This window comes from Trinickia acidisoli (genome assembly GCF_017315725.1).
GTDB classification, from domain to species: Bacteria; Pseudomonadota; Gammaproteobacteria; order Burkholderiales; family Burkholderiaceae; genus Trinickia; species Trinickia acidisoli.
In genome coordinates this window covers 1,248,906-1,272,860 of record NZ_JAFLRG010000001.1, presented here as the reverse complement: position 1 = coordinate 1,272,860, position 23,955 = coordinate 1,248,906, and the positions used below count along the sequence as shown (strand labels likewise).

Genomic DNA, 23,955 nt, shown 5'->3' with positions numbered 1-23,955 from the left:
TTCAACACTGCGGTGAAGCGAGCGAGTGAGGCTAAGGCGAGCGCACAAAGATATTGCCGATGACTCGTTGTTTTAGGACCAAAAGAAGGTGCCACTCTCGGCGGACACGCTGTCAACCGATGAACGGCAACCTTAAATGACCACCGCCCAACGACTAGGCCATTCGGCCGAATCGCACATCCCCGCTTCAGCGCATAACATGCTCATCACGGTGCATCGCATGCCGCTACCACGGCATGCCGTTCTGAGAGAAACAAGCCCATGACAGACGCGACAAACGATACGGAAACAATCCTCTTCGGCGCATTCGACCGTCACAACGTCGGCGACATGCTCTTTCCCCATGTCTTGGCCGCAATGTTGCCGGGCCGGCGCATACGCTTCGCGGGTGTGGCCGAACGCGATTTGCGTGCATACGGCGGTCACTTCGTCGAAGCCCTTTCAACGCTTGCGTTTTCGTGTCGCGATCAAGCGGTCGACATCGTTCACGTCGGAGGCGAGTTGCTCACGTGCGATGCTTGGGAAGCGGCGGTCATGCTGTCGTCCGCTGAGCAAACGAAGTCGATCATCGACGAGCGCACCGCGTGGCTGAAAGCGCCGACCGAATGGGCGCATGCGCACCTCGGTCTGTCGGCACGCGCGCCTTACGTTTTGTCGCGAGCGCGCTTTGCACGCACCCGCGGCGTTCTCTTCAATGCGATCGGCGGTATCGACCTCGAACATCGCGAACCTCGGATGCATGCCGAAGTCATCGAAGCCCTTCGAAACGCAAACAGCGTGACCGTGCGCGACATCATTACCCAGTGCACCCTCGACGCGCTAGGAATCCGAACTCGGCTCTTGCCCGACCCCGCGGTCATGGTCGCCGAACTCTTCGGTGACCTCATTCGCAATCGCGCTGCGGAAGAAGCCGTTTCGGCCATACGAGATGCGTGCCCGAACGGCTATATCGCCGTGCAGTTCAGTGCAGATTTCGGCGACGACCGGACCCTCGACGAAATCGCTGTACAGCTCGATTCCATCGCCGCATTGCATGGCCTCGGCGTCGCGTTCTTTCGCGCGGGGATCGCACCGTGGCACGACGATTTGGACGTATATGAACGCACGCGCCAGCGCATGCGCACGCCATCGGCACATATCATGGCATCGCCGAACATCTGGGACATCTGCGCGCTGATCGCTAATAGCCGCGTTTACTGCGGTAGCAGTCTGCACGGCAGAATCGTCGCGGCGGCATTCGCGCTACCGCGTGTCAACGTGCGTCATCCTGCGCGCACGGTGTCCCGAAGCAAGCAGATCGCGTTCGTGAACACTTGGGAAGACTCGGATATACCGGCTGAAGTAGCCATCGATGAAATGACGCGGCGCGTCGACGCCGTGCTGCAGGTCGATCGCGCACGACTGCAGCGCACGGCGAGCATGCTCGTACGCGAGTATCAGGCGGGATTCAAACGCCTTTCCGCATTGATTGCGTAAGGGGCGGCAGCATGAGAAAAAGAGAACGCGGACACAGCCTCGGCGTTGCCTTGTCTGTCGATCGCCCTTCGCAGGGTCGGCAACGATTGGTGCACTATCACTCGTTTCCGCTACGACGCGTCGGCGATTTGCGCGCGACGCTCTTTGGGGTACATTTCCGCGCCGCCTCGATGATGACGGCCGCAAGACGTTGCGCCGCTTCCTTCATTTGCGCGTGGCTAAATCCACCGAATCCAAGAACCAGACCGGGCCGCGCCGTCCCGGGCGCAAACATCGGCGAGACGGCGCGTACGGCAACGCCGGCCGCTGCTGCCTTTTCGGCCACCATACGATCGTCCAATCCTCGTGCCAGCCAAAGGACCAGATGCATACCCTGATCGCCCGGCTCCACCCACGCGACATCGTCGGCAAGCAATTCGCCAAGCGTCTCGATCAACCGGGCTCGATAATCCGCGTACACATTACGCACTTTCCGGACATGACGCTCGAGATGCCCATCGGCCATGAAAGCGGCCAGCACATGCTGGTCCGCGTTCGGCGGGTGACGGTCCATCAGTACGCGCGCACCGCAGAAAGCATCGACCAAGTCATCGGGGACCACCACGTAACCCAATCGCAACGATGGAAACAATATCTTGCTGAACGTGCCGAGATAAACGACACGATCCGGTTCCAATCCCTGAAGCGACGGAAACGGAGAGCCTTGATATCGGAGTTCGCTGTCGTAATCGTCTTCGACGATCCAGGCGTTGTTCGCACGCGCCCACGCCAGCAAAGCGGTACGTCGCGCCATGCTCATCGGCATGCCCAAGGGGTACTGATGCGACGGCGTGACGAAAGCCGCCCGCGCGCGCTGCGCCAGCATGATGCCCGCAGCCACATCGATACCTTCCGCGTCGACCGGCACGCGTATCATCGTTTCGCGATGGCCCGTGCTCTCGAGCACAGCGGTCACGCCACGATAAGCCGGATTCTCCACCCATACCTCATCGCGCGCAGCCAACAGCACCTGACTTGCGAGAAAGAGCCCCTGCTGCGTCCCGCTCGTCACGATGACCTGCCCAGGCTCGCAGCGCACGGAGCGCAATTTGCGCACGTATCCGGCAATTGCCTCGCGCAACGGCAACGCTCCGAGCGGATCGGCGTATCCGGCCGGTGCACCGGGACCTTTCGCACGCAGACGATTACCGAGCTTGCGCCAGATGTCGGCGGGCGCCGTCAGCCCGACAGGGACCGAGACCGCAAACGGCACCGCAGGGAGCGGCCTGAATTCACGCGCGATCTGCGCAAATGCCGCCGCCGGTTCGGGCAAGCGCGGCCCGGCCGTAGACCGGCGTGTGGCGCGCCGCGGTTCCTTTGCCTTGCCGGGTTCGACCAACGCCCGCGCGACCCGCGTACCCGCACCGGCCTTCGTTTCCAGAAAACCCTCGGCAATCAACTGCTCGTAGGCATCGATCACCGTACCGCGTGAAACGTGCAGCGATGCGGCCAGCAGCCGCGTGGACGGCAATACGTCGCCGGGCTCGACCTCCCCTTTGCGCACCGCTTCCCGCAACGCCTGTGCAAGCTGACGGCTCAAGTTACCCGCTGCGCGATCCAATGCGCCGACGGTCGGAATATCGGCTGCCCGGGCCGTTCTCGCCATGATTCCGGTCCTACAAAAATGATTCAAATTGGACCTATAGAATAAGCCAGTTTTCTACCACAATGCTAGCGAGCGGCTCGCATTCGAGCCATCGACGTCCGACACCGTTATCCCATTGTGGAACCGCCATGTACGTACCCGCCGATTTCAACGAACCTCGCATCGACGTTCTGCACTCGCGTATCGAGCAGCATCCGTTCGGCACGCTGATTACCCACGGCAAGAGCGGGCTCGACGCCAACCACGTTCCCTTCGAATTGGCCGCGGACGAAGGCGAGTTGGGCGTACTGCGCGCGCACGTTGCGCGAGCCAATCCGGTATGGCAAGACGTCGCGAACGGCGACGAGGTGCTCGTGGTGTTTCGTGCAGGCGACGCCTACATCTCGCCGAATTGGTATCCGAGCAAGCATGAGTTCCATCGGCAAGTGCCGACCTGGAATTACATCGTCGTGCACGCGTATGGACGCATCACGATTCACGACGACGAGAAATACGTTCGCGGCGTGGTCGCTCGACTGACGCGAACGCACGAAGCATCGCAGCCTCAACCCTGGAAGATGAGCGACGCACCGAGCGATTACATCGATACCGTCGTGAAGTCCATCGTCGGCCTGCGGATCGACATCACGCGTTTGGTCGGCAAGAGCAAGCTCGGTCAACACAAGGAACTGCGCGATATCCAAGGTCCCGGTGAAGCACTCAAGGCGCGCGGGGAGTCGCAGATCGGCGATGCGATGCTCGCGGAGGCCGCGCGCAAGCAAAAGTAGCGCGTCCCGATCGGCGCGATCGGCACGACTGGCCCGGCAAAAAACCGGGAAACTGATCATGGCGGGCGGCACCCAATTAGCAACAATCGAACGGCGCTGTCCATCTCGAACACGAAAGGGCGACTATGTCCGGCAATACGTTCTTCTCGGCAAACCTGCTGCTCGCTTACGCGGCCTATTTCGTCGGCACGGCGAGCCCTGGGCCGAGCAACCTCGCAATCATGTCGATTGCGGCCAACAGCGGTCGAAAAGCAGCGCTGGCATTTGCGCTCGGCGTCATTTCCGGTTCGATGTTTTGGGCAACGGTTGCAACGGTCGGCATCTCGGCGGCCTTGATTGCATACTCGCATTTCATCGTTGCAATCAAGATTTTCGGCGGCCTTTATCTGCTCTGGCTCGCCTTCAAATCGGGACGCACGGCGCTGTCCATGTCCGTCGCATCCTCATCGAAAACAGACCGGCCCACGACGCTCAAAAGCCTCTACATGAAAGGTGTATTGCTGCACCTGACGAATCCGAAGGCCGTATTGGTTTGGGTATCGATCGTCGCGCTCTCCTCGAACAGTTCGGGGGCCGCCCACGGTGCCGTGATCCCGGGTTGCGCGATCATCGGATGCTCGGTGTTCAGCGGATACGCCTTCCTATTCTCGATGGACTCGGCCCGCCGCCTCTACGCGCGCACCCGGCGCGCGCTGGAAGGATGCCTTGCCGTCGTATTCGGGATCGCAGGCCTCAGGCTTCTCGCTTGGTCTTCTAAATAGGCATTCGGGAAAAGAAAAACCCTGACGAGCCGAGACTGGTCAGGGTTTTATCTTGGAGGCGCGAGCCGGAGTCGAACCGGCCTACACGGCTTTGCAGGCCGCTGCATAACCGCTTTGCTATCGCGCCAAAAGCGGATTTACCGGAGCATCGCCGCCGCGCGGCTGCGCAACGTTCCGGCCTATCAGTTCAACCGGCCAGCTTGGGCCGCCAAACAAAAAGGGAAGCTTAGCTTCCCCTATACCTGGAGCGGGAGACGAGTCTCGAACTCGCGACCTCAACCTTGGCAAGGTTGCGCTCTACCAACTGAGCTACTCCCGCGTATTCCCACCTACTTCACGGCACCTCGACGAATCACTCCGTACGACACACCGTATCGAAACTGGAGCGGGAGACGAGTCTCGAACTCGCGACCTCAACCTTGGCAAGGTTGCGCTCTACCAACTGAGCTACTCCCGCAGTTTGCTTCCCTGACTCACACGCTAACCCGTGTTCGCCGGAGAAGCGAGATTATGTATAAACCACTGAAACGTGTCAACACTTTTTGCATCGAACAGCGAGCGGCCGGCTCCCCGCTGGCACCGCACCGCGCACGACACGGCACATCCTATCGATCAGAACCGAGTCTCACGCGCGGCGCGCAAGAACGTGTCGAGCAACGGTGTGCAGTCGAGCAGCTCCGGGCCGCCCGCGCGATGGAATTCGGGGTGCCACTGCACGCCCACCACGAACGGCGAGCGCCGGTGGCGGACGGCCTCGATGAGCCCATCGCCCGAGGAGACGGCCTCGATGTTCAGATCGCGACCGAGCGTCTTCACGGCCTGGTGGTGTATCGAGTTGACCAAGGCCTCGCGCCGGCCGGGAAACATGCTCGCGAGGGTCGAGCCGTCGGGAAAGCGCACCGAGTGTCGATGCTGATCGTAGAACTCGCTGACGTGAACGCCCGCGGTGGGCACCTCCGTGGCGATGTCTTGATAGAGCGTACCGCCGAATGCGACATTGATGAGTTGGCATCCGCGGCAAATGCCGAGCACGGGCTTGCCCGATTCGACGAACTCGTACAGCAACTCGAGTTCGTACATGTCGCGCACGCGATCGCCGGGCCACTCGGGCCGCATGTCGCTCGCCGCGTAGGTCTGCGGCGAAACGTCCGCGCCGCCTTGCAGCAGCAGTCCGTCCAGATGCTTCGCATAATCGCGCAGCCGAATGTTGCTCGGATGCAGCATCCCTTGATGGCCGACCGTCGGAATCATGAACACCATCACGTCGCGCGACATGACCCAGTGCGCAACGGATTCTTCGAGGTACTGCAACGTCTTGCCGCGCAATCCTCTCGCACCAGGCTCGGGGTGGAAGATCCGCGCTGAAACGCCGATACGCAGCGTACGCTGGGTAATACGCTGCCCCGCACGGTCGAAGAGTTGTCGCGCACGCGCGGCGATCGTACGGCCTAGGACCGTCCACGCCGAATCGCTGTGCCGCAAGTAAGCCGGCTGCGTCTGCGTGACGGTACTCGCTGGCGGCGGGCGCGGCGTGTCGAAATCGGGCGGTGCGCCGAACCCGGGCGGCGGCGCTCCTGGCGCTCCTGGCGCTCCCGCGCTCTGCGCGGCATGCTCTCGAGCGACGGTCTCGGCCGCTGCCGAGCTTCGCGCCTGCGCTTCGTGCGAGGTCGACGTCGTGTCTACCGTCGTTTCGACTGCGGAGGCCGATTCCAGCGCATCGGTCGCGGCACGTGAGGCGGCGCTGGCCGTATCGATCGCATCGGACGTCGCCGCTCCCCCCGCGGCACCCGAGGCTCCTGGAGGACCCGCCGGCGGCTCGGCAGCGCCCGCCGATGTCGACACGGGCGCTGCCGGTGCGGCGGGCGATGGGGACGACGCTGATGCCGAGGGTCGCGCGGGGGTCGTGCCGGGTGAATCCGACGACACGTTCGAGGACGGGGAAGAAGAATCGGGGCCGGGACGTCCGGCATTCGGCGGTGTGTTTTCGCTCATGACGATGGGCAGGCGCGTCTCGTACGCGAAGCGATGAAAGGGTTTCATTATCCGCCAGCGCGCCGATCGGTCGCAAATTGCCGCACCGGGCCCAGTTGCCGAGCCGCTCAATCCAGGTGCGCCGCCCGCACCCCAAACCGGGGCCAGCCGCTACAATGGCCCGAAAGCAGCCTCGCTGCGGCAACACGTGATGCCGCTCGATCGCATCCGCACTGCGCTCGCAATAGTCTTCCGATCTAGCGCGCGATCAGCGCGACCAGCGACAATCCACAATCGTTCGTTTCGTCTCGATATTCCATGGCTACCGATTTCGCTCCTTTCCCGCCGCTCGCTCGACTCTCCGCCGACTTGGCGCAGGGCAACACGACGAGCCGCGCACTCGTCGAAACCGCGCTCGAACGCATCGCTGATCCCGCCGGCCAGGGCTCGACCGTCTTTCTGGAAGTCGACGCAAAGCGCGCCCGCGCGAGCGCCGACGCACTCGACGCCTTGCGCGCGGCCGGTGCGGTGCTGTCCCCGCTCGCCGGCATTCCCGTTTCGGTGAAGGATCTCTTCGACGTCGCGGGCCAAGTGACGCGCGCCGGTTCGCGCGTGCTCGCCGACGCCGCGCCCGCCGCCGCCGATGCACCCGCCGTGGCCCGCCTGCGACGCGCAGGCGCCGTCATCGTCGGCCGCACGAACATGACCGAGTTCGCCTATTCGGGGCTCGGCTTGAATCCGCACTACGGCACGCCGCTCTCCCCCTATCGGCGCAACGAGCCGGGCGAGGCCCGCATCGCCGGCGGGTCGTCCTCGGGCGCCGCGGCGTCCGTCGCCGATGGCATGGCGGCCGTCGCGCTCGGCAGCGACACGGGCGGCTCGATCCGCATCCCCGCGGCGCTCTGTGGGCTGACGGGCTTCAAGCCGACCGCAAGCCGAGTGCCGAGGCAAGGCGCCGTGCCGCTGTCGACGACGCTCGACTCGTTCGGGCCGATCGGCGTCTCCGTGTCGTGCTGCGCGCTCGTCGATCGCATCCTCGCTGGCCTCGAGCCGCACGTGCCCGAGGCGCGGCCGCTCGAGGGGCTGCGCCTCGGCATCCTCACGCATTACGTCACCGACGACGTCGAGCCGGCCGTTGCCGCCGCCGTCGAAGCGGCAACGAAGCACTTGGAAGCGGCCGGCGCGATTCTCGCCGACGTCCACTTCTCGCCCCTCGATCAACTCGCCTGGATCAATCGCTTCGGTTTTTCGACGATGGAAGCCTATGCATGGCATCGTCCGCTCATCGAGACGCACGGCGAGCGCTACGATCCGCGCGTGCTGGGGCGCATCAAGAAAGGCGAGACGGCGCGAGCCGCCGATTACATCGACTTGCTCGCCGAGCGCGCCGCCTTGCTCGAGATGGCGCAGCGCACGCTGTGGCGACGCTTCGACGCGATCGTCGCGCCGACGGTGCCGATCGTGCCGCCGCGGGTAGCCGATTGCGACGCCGATGACGCCGCGTATGCGCACCTGAACGCGCTCGTCCTGCGCAATCCGAGCGTGTTCAACCTGCTCGATGCCTGCGCCGTGTCGCTGCCGTGTCACCCGCGCGGACAAGCGCCCGTCGGTCTCATGCTGGCGGCGGCGCCCCATGCCGACGACGCGCTGCTCGCCACGGCGCTCGCCGTCGAGCGCGTGCTCGAATCGATCCGCTGAAATCCGACGAATCCGACGAATCCGTCGAGATCCGATGACAGCCGGCTCCACGAGCCTCACACGCATCGAGTCAGCCGGCATCCGCGACGACAAACCGGTTTCGCCGCCGGTCACGGTTTCGTCGATGCGCGTTGCGATCGGTCTTGCCGGGTTTCACGCTCGTTTAAGGGAAAGCGAAATAGAATTCAACGGTTTCTTTATTCGGAGCATTCCCTCACTCATGAACGATACGTCTTCGCTGCGCCGCGAGCGCAGCCTCCTGGCGCTGCTCGGGTTCGTCTGTCTAGGGCTCGTCGGCGGCGCGCTGTACTTGCAATTTGCCCTGCACGAAGACCCGTGCCCGCTGTGCATCATTCAGCGCTACCTGTTCCTGCTCATTGCGTTGTTCGCGTTCGTCGGTGCGGCACGCAAGGGCTGGCGCGGCATCGCGCTGTTCGAAACGCTGATCGTAATCACCGCCGTGGCGGGCATCGCGGGCGCCGCCCGGCATTTGTATATTCAATTGAACCCCGGTTTCAGTTGCGGTTTCGACGCGTTGGAACCCGTCGTCGACAATCTGCCGCCCGCCCATTGGCTGCCGAGCGTCTTCAAGGTCGCCGGGCTGTGCGAAACGGTCTATCCGCCGATTTTCGGTATCCTGCTGCCCGGCTGGGCGCTGATCGCGTTCGTCCTGACGTTCGTCCTCGTTGCCGCAAGCCTGTGGCGTCGGCGCGCAAACCGTCGGCTCAACACGGCTTGATCCACGGCGCCCCGCCTCGCGGCAGGGCCGCCACCCACTGCTCCGCCCGCGCGCCTCGCTCGAGACGCGCCTTCTTCAGACGGTGTCGGGTGCTCGTTCGATATCGATGAGCACGGGTAAACCCGATACTCGAAAACACCGAGCCCCGTCCTTCGTTCCGCGCCGCCGCGGCAGCGCGAGTCGTTCGCGCCGATCGCACCGATGTCATGACGGACTGGTAATAGCGTCCATCAGCATCGAACCATGTCGTCGCCGCGCGTCGGTGCTATCTTCGGTCATGGATGGCGATCCACGTGCGCGAGGCTTATGGCCGGCCATCGCGTAACGCGCGCCTGGTCCCATCATCGAGGATTCGGCTATGACGACGCATCCCATCCGTTTCTATTACCGCGGCGCCATCCGCGAAGTTTCGGGCGTGCCCGTCACGCGCACGGTGCTGCAGCACCTGCGCGAGGACCTGCGCTGCACCGGTACCAAGGAAGGGTGCGCCGAGGGCGATTGCGGCGCGTGCACGGTCGTCGTCGGCGAACTCGATGCGCACGGCGAGCTCGCGCTCAAGGCCGTCAATGCCTGCATCCGCTTTCTGCCGACGCTCGACGGCTGCGCGCTTTTTACCGTCGAGGATCTGCGCACGGCGGACGGCTCGCTGCACCCGGTTCAGCAAGCACTCGTCGATTGCCACGGCTCGCAATGCGGCTTCTGCACACCCGGCTTCGCGATGTCGATGTGGGCGCTCTACGAGAATCATCCAGCCGGCGCCGGGCTGCCGACACGCGACGATGTCGCCACGGCGCTCTCGGGTAATCTCTGTCGCTGCACGGGCTACCGTCCGATCGTGGAGGCCGCGCAACAGATGCTCGATACCGAGCGCTATCCACGCGCGGCGCTCGATCGCGCACAGATCACGCAAGCCTTGCGGCAGATGCGCCGCGTGCCGAAAGAAACGTTCGGCTATGCAAGCGCCGACGTGCGCGGCCACGCCTACGGCGAAAACCGGTTTTGGGCACCTGCCTCGCTCGATGCCTTCGCGGAGTTGCGCGCCGCCTACCCGCACGCGCTCGTGCTGGCGGGCAGCACCGACATCGGGCTGTGGGCGACCAAGCAACTGCGCGATCTCGGCGATCTGCTCTACGTCGGACGCGTGCCTGAACTCACGACGATCGAGCGCGACGCCACGACGCTGACGATCGGCGCGGCCGCGACACTCGAAGAGGCCTACGCGGCGCTCGTCGTCGACTATCCGGAGCTTGCCGAACTCGGCAAGCGATTCGCATCGCTTCCCGTGCGTAACGCGGGCACGCTCGGCGGCAATGTCGCGAACGGCTCGCCGATCGGCGATTCGATGCCCGCACTGATCGTCCTCGATACGCAAATCGTGCTGCGACGCGGCCGCACAACGCGAACGATACCGCTCGACGCGTTCTACCTCGGCTATCAGAAGACGGCGCTCGAAGCGGGCGAGTTCGTCGTCGCGCTGCGCATTCCGCGTCCCGCCCCGACGCTGCGGTTTCGCACATATAAGGTCTCCAAACGCTACGACCAGGATATTTCCGCGGTTTGCGCGGCGTTCGCGATCGACGTCGTCGACGGCAACATCGCGAACGCGCGGATCGCGTTCGGCGGCATGGCGGCCACGCCGAAAAGCGCGACGCACGCCGAGGCGGCATTGGTCGGCGGCGCGTGGGACGAAAACGCCACGCAACATGCGATGGACGCGCTTGCCGACGACTATCAGCCGCTGACGGATCTGCGCGCATCGAGCCGCTATCGCTCGATCGTTGCGCGCAACTTGCTCCGGCGGTTCTGGCTTGAAACGCGCGAGCATGCACCGCTCGCGCTGGCCGAAGTCGACGCCTTCGCGTTCGACGATGCCCACGCGCATGCGAAGGAGGTGCAATGAACCTGCGCACCGACGCGCCAATCGCGCCCGCTTCTTTGCCTACTCCTTCGCGTACGTTTTCGTCAAGCGCGGCGGCCGATGCCGACGCGGCGATCGGTACACCGCTGCCGCACGAATCGGCCGAGCTGCACGTCAGCGGCGAAGCGCGCTACACCGACGATTTGCCCGAGCTGGCCGGCACGCTCCATGTCGCGCTCGGGCTGTCGCGCCATGCGCACGCCCGCATCGTCTCGCTCGACCTGACCGCCGTGCGCGAAGCGCCGGGCGTCGTTGCCGTCTTCACCGCAGCCGATATCCCCGGTGAAAACAACTGCGGCCCGGTCTTGCACGACGATCCGATTCTCGCCGACGATCTCGTGCAGTATCTCGGCCAGCCCATCTTCGCTGTGGTCGCCACCTCGTACGAGCTTGCGCGCCGCGCCGCCACGCTCGCCAAGAGCGACGACGTCGTACGCTACGAACCGCTCGAGCCCGTGCTGACCGTGGCCGAAGCAAGAGCGCTGCACCATTACGTGCTGCCGCCGCTGCACCTCACGTGCGGCTCGCCCGCGGCGCGCATCGCGCAAGCGCCGCATCGCCTTGCCGGAGAATTCGCGGTCGGCGGTCAGGAACAGTTCTATCTCGAAGGGCAAATCGCCTACGCGATTCCGACCGAAGGCAACGGCGTGCATGTCTATAGCTCGACGCAGCATCCGAGCGAGATGCAGGCCCTCGTCGCGCACATGCTCGGCTGGCCCGCGCACAACGTCCTCTGCGAATGCCGGCGGATGGGCGGCGGCTTCGGCGGCAAAGAATCGCAGTCGGCCGTGTTCGCGTGCGTCGCCGCGCTGGCCTGCACGCGCCTTTCGCGTCCCGTGAAGCTGCGTGTCGACCGCGACGACGACTTCCTCATCACGGGCAAGCGGCACGATGCGCTCTACCGTTACGAAGCGGGTTTCGACGACGACGGACGCATGCTCGGCTTGCGCGTAGAAATCGCGCTGCGGGCCGGCTATTCGGCCGACTTGTCGGGCGCGGTCGCCACGCGCGCGGTGTGTCACGTCGACAATGCCTACTTCCTCTCGGACGTCGAAATCGTCGCGCTCTCGTGCAAGACGAACACACAATCGAACACGGCGTTCCGCGGCTTCGGCGGCCCGCAGGGCGCGCTCGTCACCGAGGTCGTGCTCGATGGCATCGCCCGCGCGCTCGGCCGCGATCCGCTCGACGTACGGCTCGCCAACTACTACGGCATCGGCGAGCGCGACGTCACCCCGTACGGCCAGCGCGTCGAAGACAATGTCCTCGCCCCGCTCACCACGCGCCTGCTCGAGACGAGCGACTATCGCGCGCGCCGCGAGGCACTCGCCGCGTTCAACGCGCAAAGCCCCGTTCTCAAGCGCGGCATCGCGTTTTCGCCGGTCAAGTTCGGCATCTCGTTCAACGTCGAGTTCTTGAACCAGGCCGGTGCGCTCGTGCACGTCTATCGTGACGGCTCCGTGCTCGTCAATCACGGCGGCACGGAAATGGGCCAGGGCGTCAACACGAAGGTCGCGCAGGTCGTCGCGCACGTGTTCGGGTTGCCGCTCGCGCAAGTGCGCGTCACCGCCACCGATACGTCGAAAGTCGCGAACACGTCGGCCACGGCCGCGTCGACGGGCAGCGATCTGAACGGCAAAGCGGCCGAAGCCGCCGCGCTGACGATCCGCGCGCGGCTCGCGCAACTCGCCGCGCGCACGCTCGGCGGCAAGGCAGCCGACGTGCGCTTCGAACACGGGAAAGTCGTCGGGGAAGGCGGTGCGATCGCGTTCGCACAGCTCGTGGATGCGGCCTATCTCGCCCGCGTGCAGTTGTGGTCCGACGGTTTCTACGCAACGCCGAAGATCCACTGGGACGCCAACGCGATGTCGGGGCATCCCTTCTACTACTTCGCCTACGGCGCGGCCGTTTCGGAGGTCGTCGTCAATACGCTGACAGGCGAATCGAAACTCGTGCGCGTCGATCTGCTGCACGACGTCGGACGATCGATCAACCCGGCCATCGACATCGGTCAGATCGAAGGCGGCTTCGTGCAGGGGATGGGCTGGCTCACGACCGAGACGCTCTGGTGGAATCGCGACGGACGCTTGATGACGCACGCGCCTTCGACGTACAAGATCCCGGCCGTCAGCGACACGCCGGCCGCTTTCCACGTGCACCTGTACGCCAACGAGAACGCCGAGCCGACCGTCTTTCGCTCGAAGGCCGTGGGCGAGCCGCCGCTCTTGCTCGGGTTCTCGGTCTTTCTGGCGCTGCGCGATGCGATCGCCGCGCTCGCGCCCGAAGCACGGCGCGCGCCGCCGCTCGACGCCCCCGCTACCCCCGAGGCGATCCTCGCGGCGCTCGAGCGCTTCGTCGCGACAGGCGGCGACGGCACGGACCATACGGTACCGATCGATACCGCCCCCGCCGCCGAGGGCGCGCCGTCGCCGGCGAGCGCGCCTGGCGCGACTTGAACGGAGCACGACGAACGCATGCAACCCTGGCTCACCGAATTGCAGCACTTGCTCGCGCACGGCGATGCCGTCGTGCTCGTGACGGTCGCGCGCGTCGAGGGTTCGACGCCGCGCGAAGCCGGCGCGAAGATGATCGTCACACGCGAGAGCGCGCGATACACGATCGGCGGCGGCCATCTCGAATGGCGCGCGATCGAAATCGCACGCGAGGTGCTGCGCGACGGCATGCGCGTGCCGCATCTGCGCCGGCTCGAGCGGCTCTCGCTCGGGCCGAGCCTCGGCCAGTGCTGCGGCGGCGCCGTCGTGCTCGCCTTCGAGCGGCTCGACGTCCGCGATCTCGATTGGGTGGCCGCGCTCGCCAAACGCATGCATGCCCGCACGGCGACGCAGCGCAGCGTATCGTTCGGCCCCGCGCACGAACCCGTGCGACTCGCGGATGCCGATGCCGGCGCCCAAGCGCCCGAGTGCCTGCTCTGGGACGGCGCCGGCTTCGATGAAGCCAATGCGCTGCTCACGGAGACGATCGTCTCGCGCGAGTTTCCCGTCGTGTTGTTCGGCGCGGGACACGTCGGCGCGGCGCTTGCGCGCGTGCTCGCGACGCTGCCGTGCCTCGTGCGCTGGGTCGACGAACGCGATGCGCAATTTCCGCCGCCATTCGTCACCGAGGGCTTGTCCAACGTCACGATCGATGCGAACGACGCGCCCGACGAGGCCATCGACGAGGCCGCGCCGGGCACCGCATTTGTCGTCATGACGCACAACCACGCGCGCGATCTCGTACTCGCCGAGCGCATCTTGCGACGCGACGACTTCGTCTTCTTCGGCATGATCGGCTCGCGGACGAAGCGCAGGCAATTCGAGCACCGGCTCGCCGCGCACGGCATCGATCCGGCACGCATCGCCCGCATGGTGTGCCCGATCGGCATCGAGGGAATCGTCGACAAAACGCCCGAGGTCATCGCGCTGTCCGCCGCCGCGCAACTGCTGCAAGCCGTCGAATCCGCCCGCGCCGCCCCCACGGCCGTGCCCGACTCATCGTTTTCCATGCTGCAACCGCTGACCGACCATGACACCGACACTCGCTGAAAAAATCGCCGGCGCGCCCAAAGCCGAGCTCCATATCCATATCGAAGGCTCGCTCGAACCCGAAGTCATCTTCAATCTCGCGAAGCGCAACGGCGTCAAGCTCTCCTACGAATCGATCGAAGCATTGAAGCAGGCTTACGAATTCACCGATCTTCAATCGTTTCTCGACATCTACTACGCGGGTGCCAGCGTGCTCCTGACGGAAGAAGATTTCTACACGATGACGATGGCCTACGTCGAGCGCGCCCTCGCCGACAACGTCGTTCATGCCGAAATCTTCTTCGATCCGCAAACGCATACGGAGCGCGGCGTCGCGATCAGTACCGCCGTGGCCGGCATCGAGCGCGCGCTGGCCGAGGGCGAGCAGCGCGGCCTCACGAGCAGGCTGATTCTTTGCTTTTTGCGGCATCTATCCGAAGCCGACGCACTGGCCACCTACGAGGCCGCCCTGCCGCTGTTCGATACCTACGCGCATCGCCTCATCGGCATCGGTCTCGATTCGTCCGAACGCGGCCATCCGCCGTCGAAATTCGAGCGCGTCTTCGCCAAAGCGCGCGCGCGAGGCCTGAAGCTCGTCGCGCACGCGGGCGAGGAAGGGCCGCCGTCCTACGTTCATGAAGCGCTCGACGTGCTCAAGGTCGACCGCGTCGATCACGGCGTGCGCAGCATCGAAGACCCGGCGCTCGTCGCGCGCCTGGCCGATTCGCGCATCGCGCTGACCGTGTGCCCGCTCTCGAACGTCAAGCTGCGCGTGTTCGACGACATGAAACAGCACACGCTCAAGCAACTGCTCGCGCAAGGTATCGCCGTGACGGTCAACTCGGACGATCCCGCTTACTTCGGTGGCTACGTCAACGCCAACTATTTCGCCACGGCCGAGGCGCTCGAGCTGAACGAGCAAGAGGTCTACACGATCATTCGCAACGGATTCGAGGCGTCGTTCGTCTCGCCGGCCGAGCGCGAAGCGCTCATCGGCAAGCTCGACGCCTACTGGGAGCGGCCAACCCTGACGCCGCATTGATTTCCCGACGCGGACCGCGCTGAGCCGGCCGCCTTTCCTGTGTTGCGCGGCTTTTCGTTGCGCACGCAACGAGGGTAGCGCTCGGCCGCGCACTGCGCCGTCCACTTCTTTTTACCGCACTGAGACTGAGAGAGAGAGACGTACCATCATGAGTCAAAACGAACAGCGCACCGCCTTCCGCGCTAAATTACTCACCTTTGTCGGCGATCCGGCCACGACGGCCGGCGGCGCACGTTTCGAGGAAGACGGGCTGCTCATCGTCGAGGGCGGGCGCGTCGTCGCGGCCGGCCCGTATGCGTCGCTGCGCGCGCAACTCACACCCGGAACGGCCATCGTCGAGCGGCCCGGCAAGCTGATCGCCCCGGGCTTCATCGACACCCACGTGCACTATCCTCAAACGGAGATGATCGCATCGCCGGCCGCGGGTCTGCTGCCGTGGCTCGACACCTACACGTTTCCGACCGAACGCGGTTTCGCCGATGCCGCGCACGCGTCGAACGTCGCCGAGTTCTTCATCGACCAGCTCGTCGCTTGCGGGACGACGACGGCGCTTGTCTATTGCACCGTGCACAAAGGCTCGGCCGACGCGCTGTTCGCCGCGAGCGAGGCACGCAATCTGCGGATGGTGGCAGGCAAGGTGTTGATGGATCGCAATTGCCCCGAATTCCTGCGCGACACGGCGCAATCGGGCTACGACGACAGCGCGGCCCTGATCGAGCGTTGGCACAAGCGTGGGCGTCAGCTCTACGCGCTGACGCCGCGCTTCGCACCGACCTCGACGCCGGCACAGCTCGAAGCCTGCGGCGCGCTGGCGCGCCTCCATCCCGACGTGTTCATCCAAAGCCACGTCTCCGAGAACACCGACGAAGTGAAGTGGGTCGCCGAACTCTTTCCGGGCCACCGCAGCTATCTCGACGTCTACGAACATTACGGCTTGCTGCGCCGGCGCGCCGTCTACGGGCACTGCATCTATCTCGACGACGAAGACCGGAAACGCATGGCAGAGACCGGCGCGGTGGCTTCGCACTGTCCCACGTCGAATCTGTTCCTCGGAAGCGGCTTGTTCGATTTCGAGAAGGCGGGGACCTCGGGAATGCCCGTCGCGCTCGGCACCGACGTCGGCGGCGGCACGTCGTTCTCGATGTTGCAGACGATGAACGAAGCGCACAAGGTTGCGCGCATGACCGGACATCGTCTGACCGCGGAGCGTATGTTCTGGCTCGCGACGGCCGGCGCCGCGCAAGCGCTCGGCCTCGAAGACACGGTCGGGACGCTGCGCCCCGGCTCGGAAGCCGATTTCATCGTGCTCGACCCCGAAGCGACGCCGCTGCTCGCGCGACGCACGGCACTCGCGCAATCGTCCGAAGAGTGGCTGTTCGCGTTCGCGATGCTCGGCGACGATCGCGCCGTGCTCGAAACCTATGCCGAAGGGCGGCGCGTGCATCGACGCGGTTGAACGGGCGCGAGGCAACGCGGGCCGCTTCGTGACGCGCTTACCGCTTCGCGCCGTTTGGAACCGCTTTATACCGCCGCGGCGACGAACGCCGCGGCGGCGCATCCGGCCTCAGGCCGGCGTGGTCATACACACTTCGTGCAGCGCGGTCAGCCGCCGCACCGGATCGGCAACGTAAGGATTGGACTCGTCCCACGCGTAGCCGGCGAGAATCGCGCTGATCATCCGGCGAATCTTCGGGGTCTGATTCGCGTAGAAGACGATGTCCTGCAGTTCGCCCGTGTACCAGCGCTCCACGAATGCACGGAACGTGTCGATCCCCTTGCGCAGCGGCTCGTCGTATTCGGTCGCCCAATCGACATGCTCGCCGTCGAGTTGCCGCAGCAGCGTCTGCGTCGCGAGATGCGCGGAACGCAGCGCGATCGTTACGCCCGACGAAAACACCGGATCGAGAAATTCGCCGGCGTTGCCGAGCAGCGCATAGCCGGGGCCGTGCAGGCGTTCGACGTTGGCCGAATAGCCGCCGATGCGATTGACCGGCATCACGAACGGCGCCTCCCCAATCAAGCGAGCGATCGTCGGCTCCGCGCGCATCAGCTCGCGCAGCTTCGCCTCGCGCTCCGCCTCCGGCACATCGAGAAACGCGGCATCGGCCACACAGCCGATCGAAGTGCGTCCACCAGCGAGCGGAATCATCCAGTACCACACGTCGCGGCGCTCGGGATGCACGGCCACGCAAATCTTGTTGCGATCGTTGGCGTCGGCCGGCAGCCCGTCCTGGACGTGCGAGAACAGCGCCGCGCGCGCGGGCATGTTCGAAGGCTTTTCGAGCCCGAGTAGCCGCGGCAGTACGCGGCCGAAGCCGCTCGCATCGAACACGAAGCGCGAGGCGACGCGATAGGTGCGGCCCGCTTCGTCCTCCACTTCGAGCACCGGCGCATCGCCCGTCTGCATCGAGCGCACCGTATGGCCGAAGCGCACCTGCACCCCCTGCTCGGTCGCGCGCCGGACCAGCAGTTGATCGAATACGGCGCGCTCGACCTGATACGTCGTGCCCCACCCTTCCGAATGTTTGTCGCGGAAATCGAACGACGAGGTCTTCTCGCCGTGGACGAACGATGCGCCGTTCTTGTATTGGAAACCAGCCTCGACGACGGCCTGCAACATGCCGGCCTCTTCGAGATAAGCCATGCTCTGCGGCAGCAAGCTCTCGCCGATCGAAAAGCGCGGGAAGTGCTGACGCTCGAGCACGAGCACCGACCGTCCCGCGCGCGCGAGCAGCGCAGCCGCCACGGCCCCGGCCGGCCCCGCGCCGATCACGGCCACATCCATCTGCTCGACTTCCCCGAACTCTGTATTCATCGTTGTTTCTTCCTTGTTATCGTCCATTTCGACAGTGAGTCGGCAGTGCGCCCGCTTCGACGCACGCCTGGGCCGGTTCCCATTACAATCCGCGGCATCACAACGACAACCATTCGCGGGGGAAGCCGACGTGTCATCCAATTCAATGCCTGCCTTGAGCAAGCCCTCGACGTTCGTTCCCGAAACGGCCTTCGGCGTCTGGTTTCTGCGCACGCACACGTGGGAACACCACGTGCTGCGCGTGGCCATCGACGATCTGAAACGGCTGATCGACGCGCCGCTTCCGCATGCGCCCGTCATCGTCGATGCCGGCTGCGGACAAGGCATCTCGTTCAAACTGCTCGCACGCGCGTTCGAGCCGAGCCGTATCGTCGGCGTCGATTGCCATCGCGCTTCGCTCGCCCTCGCCGAACACGCGGCACGACGCACGCACATCGGCACCGGCATCGATGTCGACATCGAACTCATGCAAGGCGACTGCGCCGCGCTGCCGCTGCCCGATGCCAGCGTCGACATCGTCTTTTGCCATCAGACGTTCCACCATCTCGTCGAGCAAGAACGCACGCTCGACGCGTTCTGGCGCGTGCTGAAGCCGGGCGGTCTGCTCCTGTTCGCCGAATCGACCGACGCTTATATCAAGTCGTGGGTCATCCGTCTTCTGTTTCGCCATCCGATGCATGTGCAAAAGAGCGCCGACGGTTATCTCGACATGCTGCGCACCCGCGGCTTCGCATTCGCCGAACGCAACGTCTCGCTGCCCTATCTCTGGTGGAGCCGCGCGAAAGATTTCGGCTTGCTCGAGCGGCTCGGCGTTCATCATCCGAAGCCGGGCAAGCGGCGCGAGACGCTTGTCAACGTCGCCGCTCGCAAACCGCTCTAGCGCCGCGTCCTTACTTGCGCAGCGTCACCACGTCGCCCTTGAGCGCGACGCCGGCGATCACGGCGCCTGCACCGCACACGAACTCGGTCGAGCTTGCCGTCAGGTTGTCCTTGTAGTTGCTCTTGATGTTGATGACGGCGTTGCCGCCCGCTTCGCGCGCGCGCTTTTGCAGCGAGATCACGGCCGACAAGAACACGTGCTGGCACGCAAGCTCATCGCTGCGGCCGAACGAACTCGTCTTCTTGTTGGTGGCGGCTTCGCTCAAGGTCTTGAGCACGACAGGATGCGGCTGGCCGGCGAAATACAGCGCGATGTCGGAATCGACTTTGCCCCCGTCCGTCTTCAGCGCGCTGTCGATCGAGTACGTTTCGATGGAATTGCGAGCAAATGCCTGCGTGGCCGCGAACGACAGAGCAACGACAGCCGCCAGCTTCAGATAACGATTCATGGTGCTTATTTCCTATTTTCTTTTAAGTTGAGGAACTGCAAGTTTCCGGGCCGAGCCCTTGGCCCGGAGGGTTCACTGCGCCCCGAGCGTGACGAGCTCGCCGTGCACCTTCAGTGCGGCGGCGCTCCCACTCGTAGCGCAGGTGAATTCGGTAGCCGAGGACGTGTGCGTTTCATGGAAGCTCGTCTCGATGTTGATCACGGCGTTGGCGCCGTGGTCGATGGCATCCGTGCGAAGCGCATCCAGTGCTTGCGTCAGCGCCGCGTTGCACGACGCGGTTTCACCGTCGAGCTTGCGCGCGATGCGCGCCGACTCGGTCTTGTCGCCATGCGACGCCGTCACGGCGGGATGGGCCGCATCGCCGAAATAAAACGCCACTTTGCCGTCGGTGCTCTGCGCATCGAGCACGGGCTTGAGCGGATAGCTGGTCGTATGCGTGTGCGCCACGGCCCCGTGCGTCACCGCTGCCAGCGCCGACAGCGCAATCAGGTGCTTCAGTTTCATCGCGTTACTCCTTTTGTTGTTGTCGCGTCAAAAAATCGAAGCGCCGCGTTGCCGCTTCACGCGCCTTCGCAGGCGCCGAACATCAAACTCGCACAACTGCCGCCAAAACCGAACGAGACGGACATCGCCGCGGCAAGCGGCGCCGCGCGCGTCGCTCGCACGATCGGTGCGCCCGCCGCACAGGGATCGAGCGATTCGATCCCCGCACTGGCCGCGACGAACCCGTCACGCATCATCAGCAACGTATAGATCGCCTCGTGCACGCCCGCCGCGGCAAGCGGATGCCCCGTCAACGCCTTCGTCGACGACAGCGGCGGAATGCGCTCGCCGAAGACGGCCGCAAGCGCCTCGAGTTCTTGCGCATCGCCGAGCGGCGTCGACGGCGCGTGCGTGTTCACGTAATCGGGCTGCGCGCCGGCCTCGGTCAACGCGGCGCGAATCGCGCGGGCGATGCCGGCCGCGCCCGGCGCCACCATCGCCTGCGCCTCGGTCGCTTGGCCGAATCCTGTGAGCTCGGCATAGATCGAGGCGCCGCGTGCGCGCGCATGCGCAAGGGACTCGAGCACGAGCACGCCCGCCCCCGACCCCATCACGAAGCCGTCGCGCAACGCATCGTACGGACGCGACGCACGCCCCGGCTCGGCGTTGAATCCGCGCGAGAGCGCGCCCATCGCATCGAACATCAGCGCCGTGTTCTCATGCAGCTCTTCGCTGCCGCCCGCGAGCACGAGGTGCTGCCGCCCGCTTTGAATCAATTGCATCGCCTGGCCGATCGCGAGCGCCGAGGTCGTACACGCCGACGACGGCGAATAGCAGACACCCTCCAACCCGAAGACGTGCGCAACGTTCGCGGACACGGTACTGCCCATCGCCTGCGGTACGACGAACGGCGGAATTCGCTCGATGCCGCGTGCGCTAGCCAACGCAAGCGCGGCATCGTAAGCCGACAACGCGCCGGCACCGGAGCCGATCACCGCTCCGGCCCCGGGCGAGCGCAACGCCGACGGCGTCAGCCGCGCATCGTCGATCGCCATGCGTGCCGCGTGGCACGCGAAGCGCGCCGTGTCGCCCATGAAGCGCTCGAACTTGCGCGCAAACGGCGTCGCGCCGGCAAGCGATGCCGCGCCGGCCACCTGACTCGCGAAGCCGCGTTCGGCCCAGGCCTCGATGCGCACGATGCCGCAACGGCCTGCGCGCAAGGCATCGGCCACCGCGTCGAGCGCATTGCCGAGGCACGAGACGATGCCCATGCCGGTCACGACCACGCGTTGGGTATCCGGGCGCATCGTGCCGCTCATCGCCAACGCTTGAAGATCAGCGACGTGTTGATGCCGCCGAACGCGAAGTTGTTGCTCATCACGTGCTCGGCATCGATCGTGCGACCGTCGTGCATGATGTAATCGAGCGTTGCGCAAGCCGGGTCGACCGTCGTCAGGTTCAACGTCGGCGCGTACCAGTTGCGCTTCATCATCTCGATCGTCCACCAGGCTTCGAGCGCGCCGCAAGCGCCGAGCGTGTGCCCGACGAAGCTCTTGAGCGAACTGATCGGCATCGCGTTGCCGAATACGGCTGCCGTCGCGGCGCTCTCGGCCACGTCGCCGCGGTCGGTCGAGGTGCCGTGCGCATTCACGTAGGCGATCGCCTCGGGCCGCAGTTGCGCATCGTCGAGCGCCATTCGCATCGCATGCGCCATCGTCGCAGCCGTCGGCTGCGTCATGTGCGCACCGTCGGAATTGCAGCCGAAGCCCGCGATCTCCGCGTGGATCGTCGCACCGCGCGCATGCGCATGCTCGTATTCCTCGAGCACGAGCGTGGCGGCACCCTCGCCGACGACGAGCCCGTCGCGCGCGGCATCGAACGGACGCGGCGTCAAATGCGGCGCGTCGTTGCGCGTGCTCGTTGCATAGAGCGTATCGAAGACGGCGACGGCCGGCCCCGAGAGTTCTTCGGCACCGCCCGCGAGCATCAGCGTCTGCTTGCCTGTCGCGATGGCCTCATAGGCGTAGCCGATCGCCTGGCTGCCCGATGCGCACGCGCACGAGGTCGGAATGACGCGCCCCTTCAAATCCCAGAACAGGCCCACGTTGACAGCCGCCGTGTGCGGCATCATCTGCACGTAGCTGTTCGACGTCACGTCGTGCATCGATCCCGTATCGAGCATCGTGCCGAATGCGCGAATCGGCTGCACCGAGCCCGACGACGAGCCGTACGCGACACCCATCCGGCCGTCGGCGATCGACGCGTCGCCGGCAAGCCCGGCGTCGGCGAGCGCAAGCTCGCTCGCCCGGACGGCGTACATCGAGACGGGCCCCATCGATCGCGTTTTCTTACGCGGGTATTCGGGCGGCACCTGGAAGCTCGGCAGCGGGCACGCGAGACGCGTGTGTAGCGACGAGAAGTAATCCCACTCGGGCATACGGCGCACCGCGTTGCGCCCACCGCGCAGCGCCGCCTCGATCTCGTCCCAGCGCGAGCCGAAGGCAGTCACGCCGCCCATTCCAGTGACGACGACACGCCTCATCAGATCATCCCGCCGTTGACGCCGATGACCTGGCGCGTGATGTAGGACGCGCAATCGGACATCAAGAAACCGACCGTTGCGGCGATCTCATCGGGGCGGCCCACGCGTCCCATCGGCACCGTCTGCAACGCCTGTTCGAGATGCTCGAGCTCGGCAAGCATCTCCGTGTCGACGAGCCCCGGCGCAACGCAGTTGACCGTGATTCGGCGCGACGCAAGCTCGACGGCGAGCGCCTTCGTCGCCCCGATCAGTCCCGCCTTGGCCGCGCTGTAATTGACCTGGCCGCGATTGCCGATCACGCCCGAAACCGACGCGATCGTGACGATGCGGCCGCCCTGTTTGGCGCGCACCATCGGCATCGTCAACGGATGAACGACGTTGTAGAAGCCGTCCAGGCCCGTTTCGATGACGGCGTCCCAATCTTCGTCCGTCAGCGCCGGAAACGCCGCGTCGCGCGTGAGGCCCGCGCAGAGCACGATGCCGTAGTAAGCACCGTCGCGCGCAACCTCGGCTTCGAGCGCCGCGCGGCATGCGGCCCGGTCGCGCACGTCGAACCGCACGAGACTCGCTCGGCCGCCTTGCGCGACGATCGCGTCGACCACCGCCTGTGCTTCGTTCACACCGCTGCGGCAATGCACGGTGACGGCGAAGCCATCCGCGGCGAGACGATACGCAATCGCGCGGCCGATGCCGCGGCTTGCGCCGGTAACGAGAACCCGCCGGCTGGTCATGACGTGAAACTCCCTTCGATGAATGCTTGAAAATCGGTCGGTTGGAACACCTTGACGACGGCTTGCGCGACGCACCGAGCGTCGGTCGAGATCGTGCACTCGTAGGCGCCGTGGCCCTGTTCGCTCTTGAGCAGTTCGATCGCCTCGATACGCAGACGCGCGCCGGGCGCGAACGAAGGCGCCTGCGCTTCGTAACGGCTGGCGCCGAGCAAGACGCCGGGCCGCGCCTGGCCGCCCGCGCGCATCGCGATCAAACCGACGTGCGCGGCGATCGCCTGCGCCATCAACTCGATACCGATCCAAGCCGGCATCGAGCCGTCCGGATTGGCGTACCAAGCCTGCGGATCGATGCTCGCGAGCACGCTCACGGCGGTGTCGCTGCATGCGACGATTTCATCGAGAAGACGCATCGTGCCGCGGTGCGGCAGCACGTCGTCGACAGCGGGGAATGCGGTGTCGACGACATTCGCGTCGGCTGCGGCGGCGGTCTCGAATGGAAGGGTCGGCGTCGTCATCGT

General features: G+C 65.3%; 20 protein-coding genes and 3 tRNA genes. 11 read left to right on the top strand and 12 right to left on the bottom strand.

All coding sequences use genetic code 11. The features are described from left to right. Positions 1-261: 261 nt before the first annotated feature. Complete coding sequence (locus J3485_RS05930) at positions 262-1,476, top strand: polysaccharide pyruvyl transferase family protein (RefSeq protein WP_206951602.1); 1,215 nt, start codon at positions 262-264, stop codon at positions 1,474-1,476. A 97-nt stretch (positions 1,477-1,573) separates the two neighbouring features. Here J3485_RS05930 and pdxR read toward each other — a convergent pair whose 3' ends face one another. Continuing rightward, on the bottom strand, positions 1,574-3,121 hold the full coding sequence (pdxR, locus tag J3485_RS05925; protein WP_206951601.1) for a MocR-like pyridoxine biosynthesis transcription factor PdxR: 1,548 nt from the start codon (positions 3,119-3,121) through the stop codon (positions 1,574-1,576). Positions 3,122-3,249: 128 nt separating this feature from the next. On the opposite strand from pdxR, the gene J3485_RS05920 reads away from it, so the two are divergent. Continuing rightward, the gene (locus tag J3485_RS05920) at positions 3,250-3,888 is read left to right on the top strand and encodes an FMN-binding negative transcriptional regulator (RefSeq protein WP_206951600.1); all 639 of its coding nucleotides are present in this window, start codon (positions 3,250-3,252) and stop codon (positions 3,886-3,888) included. Positions 3,889-4,013: 125 nt separating this feature from the next. After that, positions 4,014-4,649: a LysE family translocator gene (locus J3485_RS05915; protein ID WP_206951599.1), complete on the top strand. Its 636-nt coding sequence runs from the start codon at positions 4,014-4,016 to the stop codon at positions 4,647-4,649. A 53-nt stretch (positions 4,650-4,702) separates the two neighbouring features. Here the strand turns inward: J3485_RS05915 and J3485_RS05910 are convergent. The 4 genes from J3485_RS05910 to J3485_RS05895 all read right to left on the bottom strand — a co-directional run bounded on the left by J3485_RS05910 (position 4,703) and on the right by J3485_RS05895 (position 6,641). Continuing rightward, a tRNA-Cys gene (locus J3485_RS05910) sits at positions 4,703-4,776 on the bottom strand. Positions 4,777-4,892: 116 nt separating this feature from the next. Continuing rightward, positions 4,893-4,968: transfer RNA gene (locus J3485_RS05905), tRNA-Gly, on the bottom strand. A 62-nt stretch (positions 4,969-5,030) separates the two neighbouring features. Then, positions 5,031-5,106: transfer RNA gene (locus tag J3485_RS05900), tRNA-Gly, on the bottom strand. A 155-nt stretch (positions 5,107-5,261) separates the two neighbouring features. Continuing rightward, positions 5,262-6,641 (bottom strand): gamma-glutamyl-gamma-aminobutyrate hydrolase family protein, encoded by a 1,380-nt coding sequence (locus J3485_RS05895; RefSeq protein WP_206955672.1) that lies wholly within the window; start codon positions 6,639-6,641, stop codon positions 5,262-5,264. A 297-nt stretch (positions 6,642-6,938) separates the two neighbouring features. On the opposite strand from J3485_RS05895, the gene J3485_RS05890 reads away from it, so the two are divergent. From J3485_RS05890 to guaD, 7 genes are all read left to right on the top strand, one after another. Continuing rightward, positions 6,939-8,318, top strand: a complete 1,380-nt coding sequence (locus J3485_RS05890; protein ID WP_206951598.1) for an amidase — start codon at positions 6,939-6,941, stop codon at positions 8,316-8,318. Positions 8,319-8,538: 220 nt separating this feature from the next. Next, positions 8,539-9,057 carry a disulfide bond formation protein B gene (locus J3485_RS05885; RefSeq protein WP_206955671.1) on the top strand — a complete coding sequence of 173 codons (519 nt, stop codon included), beginning with the start codon at positions 8,539-8,541 and terminating at the stop codon, positions 9,055-9,057. Between the two features lie 358 nt (positions 9,058-9,415). Further along, positions 9,416-10,957: a xanthine dehydrogenase small subunit gene (gene xdhA, locus J3485_RS05880; protein ID WP_206951597.1), complete on the top strand. Its 1,542-nt coding sequence runs from the start codon at positions 9,416-9,418 to the stop codon at positions 10,955-10,957. Next, positions 10,954-13,431, top strand: coding sequence for a xanthine dehydrogenase molybdopterin binding subunit (gene xdhB, locus J3485_RS05875; RefSeq protein ID WP_206951596.1), 2,478 nt, complete (start codon positions 10,954-10,956; stop codon positions 13,429-13,431). The genes xdhA and xdhB overlap by 4 nt, the downstream gene beginning before the upstream one ends. Before the next feature lie 18 nt (positions 13,432-13,449). Further along, positions 13,450-14,517: a xanthine dehydrogenase accessory protein XdhC gene (xdhC, locus tag J3485_RS05870; protein ID WP_206951595.1), complete on the top strand. Its 1,068-nt coding sequence runs from the start codon at positions 13,450-13,452 to the stop codon at positions 14,515-14,517. Next, on the top strand, positions 14,498-15,538 hold the full coding sequence (locus J3485_RS05865; RefSeq protein WP_206951594.1) for an adenosine deaminase: 1,041 nt from the start codon (positions 14,498-14,500) through the stop codon (positions 15,536-15,538). Before xdhC ends, J3485_RS05865 begins: the two co-directional genes overlap by 20 nt. A gap of 148 nt (positions 15,539-15,686) precedes the next feature. Next, complete coding sequence (gene guaD / locus J3485_RS05860; RefSeq protein ID WP_206951593.1) at positions 15,687-16,994, top strand: guanine deaminase; 1,308 nt, start codon at positions 15,687-15,689, stop codon at positions 16,992-16,994. A 108-nt stretch (positions 16,995-17,102) separates the two neighbouring features. On the opposite strand, the gene J3485_RS05855 is transcribed toward guaD, so the two are convergent. Further along, entirely contained in the window at positions 17,103-18,353 is a 1,251-nt protein-coding gene (locus J3485_RS05855; RefSeq protein ID WP_206951592.1) for an NAD(P)/FAD-dependent oxidoreductase, read from the bottom strand. Between the two features lie 145 nt (positions 18,354-18,498). Between J3485_RS05855 and J3485_RS05850 the strand changes: the two genes are divergently transcribed. Beyond that, on the top strand, positions 18,499-19,233 hold the full coding sequence (locus tag J3485_RS05850; RefSeq protein ID WP_206955670.1) for a class I SAM-dependent methyltransferase: 735 nt from the start codon (positions 18,499-18,501) through the stop codon (positions 19,231-19,233). Between the two features lie 10 nt (positions 19,234-19,243). Here the strand turns inward: J3485_RS05850 and J3485_RS05845 are convergent, their stop codons facing one another. The 6 genes from J3485_RS05845 to J3485_RS05820 all read right to left on the bottom strand — a co-directional run bounded on the left by J3485_RS05845 (position 19,244) and on the right by J3485_RS05820 (position 23,952). After that, entirely contained in the window at positions 19,244-19,681 is a 438-nt protein-coding gene (locus tag J3485_RS05845) for an excinuclease ABC subunit A (RefSeq protein WP_206951591.1), read from the bottom strand. A gap of 72 nt (positions 19,682-19,753) precedes the next feature. Then, on the bottom strand, positions 19,754-20,185 hold the full coding sequence (locus tag J3485_RS05840; protein WP_206951590.1) for a hypothetical protein: 432 nt from the start codon (positions 20,183-20,185) through the stop codon (positions 19,754-19,756). A gap of 56 nt (positions 20,186-20,241) precedes the next feature. Then, the gene (locus J3485_RS05835; RefSeq protein ID WP_242538498.1) at positions 20,242-21,471 is read right to left on the bottom strand and encodes a beta-ketoacyl synthase N-terminal-like domain-containing protein; all 1,230 of its coding nucleotides are present in this window, start codon (positions 21,469-21,471) and stop codon (positions 20,242-20,244) included. Positions 21,472-21,479: 8 nt separating this feature from the next. Continuing rightward, the gene (locus J3485_RS05830) at positions 21,480-22,706 is read right to left on the bottom strand and encodes a beta-ketoacyl-ACP synthase (protein WP_206951588.1); all 1,227 of its coding nucleotides are present in this window, start codon (positions 22,704-22,706) and stop codon (positions 21,480-21,482) included. Beyond that, a complete protein-coding gene (locus J3485_RS05825) occupies positions 22,706-23,437 on the bottom strand; it encodes a 3-ketoacyl-ACP reductase FabG2 (protein ID WP_206951587.1) in 732 nt (243 codons plus the stop codon). The genes J3485_RS05830 and J3485_RS05825 overlap by 1 nt, the downstream gene beginning before the upstream one ends. Further along, a complete protein-coding gene (locus J3485_RS05820; RefSeq protein WP_206951586.1) occupies positions 23,434-23,952 on the bottom strand; it encodes a hotdog family protein in 519 nt (172 codons plus the stop codon). Before J3485_RS05820 ends, J3485_RS05825 begins: the two co-directional genes overlap by 4 nt. Between the last annotated feature and the right edge of the window lie 3 nt (positions 23,953-23,955).

Bases quoted from the DNA above. Each gene is read 5' to 3' on its own strand.
- J3485_RS05930 (WP_206951602.1), top strand. From the start codon at position 262: ATGACAGACGCGACAAACGATACGGAAACAATCCTCTTCGGCGCATTC.
- pdxR (WP_206951601.1), bottom strand. From the start codon at position 3,121: ATGGCGAGAACGGCCCGGGCAGCCGATATTCCGACCGTCGGCGCATTG.
- J3485_RS05920 (WP_206951600.1), top strand. From the start codon at position 3,250: ATGTACGTACCCGCCGATTTCAACGAACCTCGCATCGACGTTCTGCAC.
- J3485_RS05915 (WP_206951599.1), top strand. From the start codon at position 4,014: ATGTCCGGCAATACGTTCTTCTCGGCAAACCTGCTGCTCGCTTACGCG.
- J3485_RS05895 (WP_206955672.1), bottom strand. From the start codon at position 6,641: ATGAGCGAAAACACACCGCCGAATGCCGGACGTCCCGGCCCCGATTCT.
- J3485_RS05890 (WP_206951598.1), top strand. From the start codon at position 6,939: ATGGCTACCGATTTCGCTCCTTTCCCGCCGCTCGCTCGACTCTCCGCC.
- J3485_RS05885 (WP_206955671.1), top strand. From the start codon at position 8,539: ATGAACGATACGTCTTCGCTGCGCCGCGAGCGCAGCCTCCTGGCGCTG.
- xdhA (WP_206951597.1), top strand. From the start codon at position 9,416: ATGACGACGCATCCCATCCGTTTCTATTACCGCGGCGCCATCCGCGAA.
- xdhB (WP_206951596.1), top strand. From the start codon at position 10,954: ATGAACCTGCGCACCGACGCGCCAATCGCGCCCGCTTCTTTGCCTACT.
- xdhC (WP_206951595.1), top strand. From the start codon at position 13,450: ATGCAACCCTGGCTCACCGAATTGCAGCACTTGCTCGCGCACGGCGAT.
- J3485_RS05865 (WP_206951594.1), top strand. From the start codon at position 14,498: ATGACACCGACACTCGCTGAAAAAATCGCCGGCGCGCCCAAAGCCGAG.
- guaD (WP_206951593.1), top strand. From the start codon at position 15,687: ATGAGTCAAAACGAACAGCGCACCGCCTTCCGCGCTAAATTACTCACC.
- J3485_RS05855 (WP_206951592.1), bottom strand. From the start codon at position 18,353: ATGAATACAGAGTTCGGGGAAGTCGAGCAGATGGATGTGGCCGTGATC.
- J3485_RS05850 (WP_206955670.1), top strand. From the start codon at position 18,499: ATGCCTGCCTTGAGCAAGCCCTCGACGTTCGTTCCCGAAACGGCCTTC.
- J3485_RS05845 (WP_206951591.1), bottom strand. From the start codon at position 19,681: ATGAATCGTTATCTGAAGCTGGCGGCTGTCGTTGCTCTGTCGTTCGCG.
- J3485_RS05840 (WP_206951590.1), bottom strand. From the start codon at position 20,185: ATGAAACTGAAGCACCTGATTGCGCTGTCGGCGCTGGCAGCGGTGACG.
- J3485_RS05835 (WP_242538498.1), bottom strand. From the start codon at position 21,471: ATGCGCCCGGATACCCAACGCGTGGTCGTGACCGGCATGGGCATCGTC.
- J3485_RS05830 (WP_206951588.1), bottom strand. From the start codon at position 22,706: ATGAGGCGTGTCGTCGTCACTGGAATGGGCGGCGTGACTGCCTTCGGC.
- J3485_RS05825 (WP_206951587.1), bottom strand. From the start codon at position 23,437: ATGACCAGCCGGCGGGTTCTCGTTACCGGCGCAAGCCGCGGCATCGGC.
- J3485_RS05820 (WP_206951586.1), bottom strand. From the start codon at position 23,952: ATGACGACGCCGACCCTTCCATTCGAGACCGCCGCCGCAGCCGACGCG.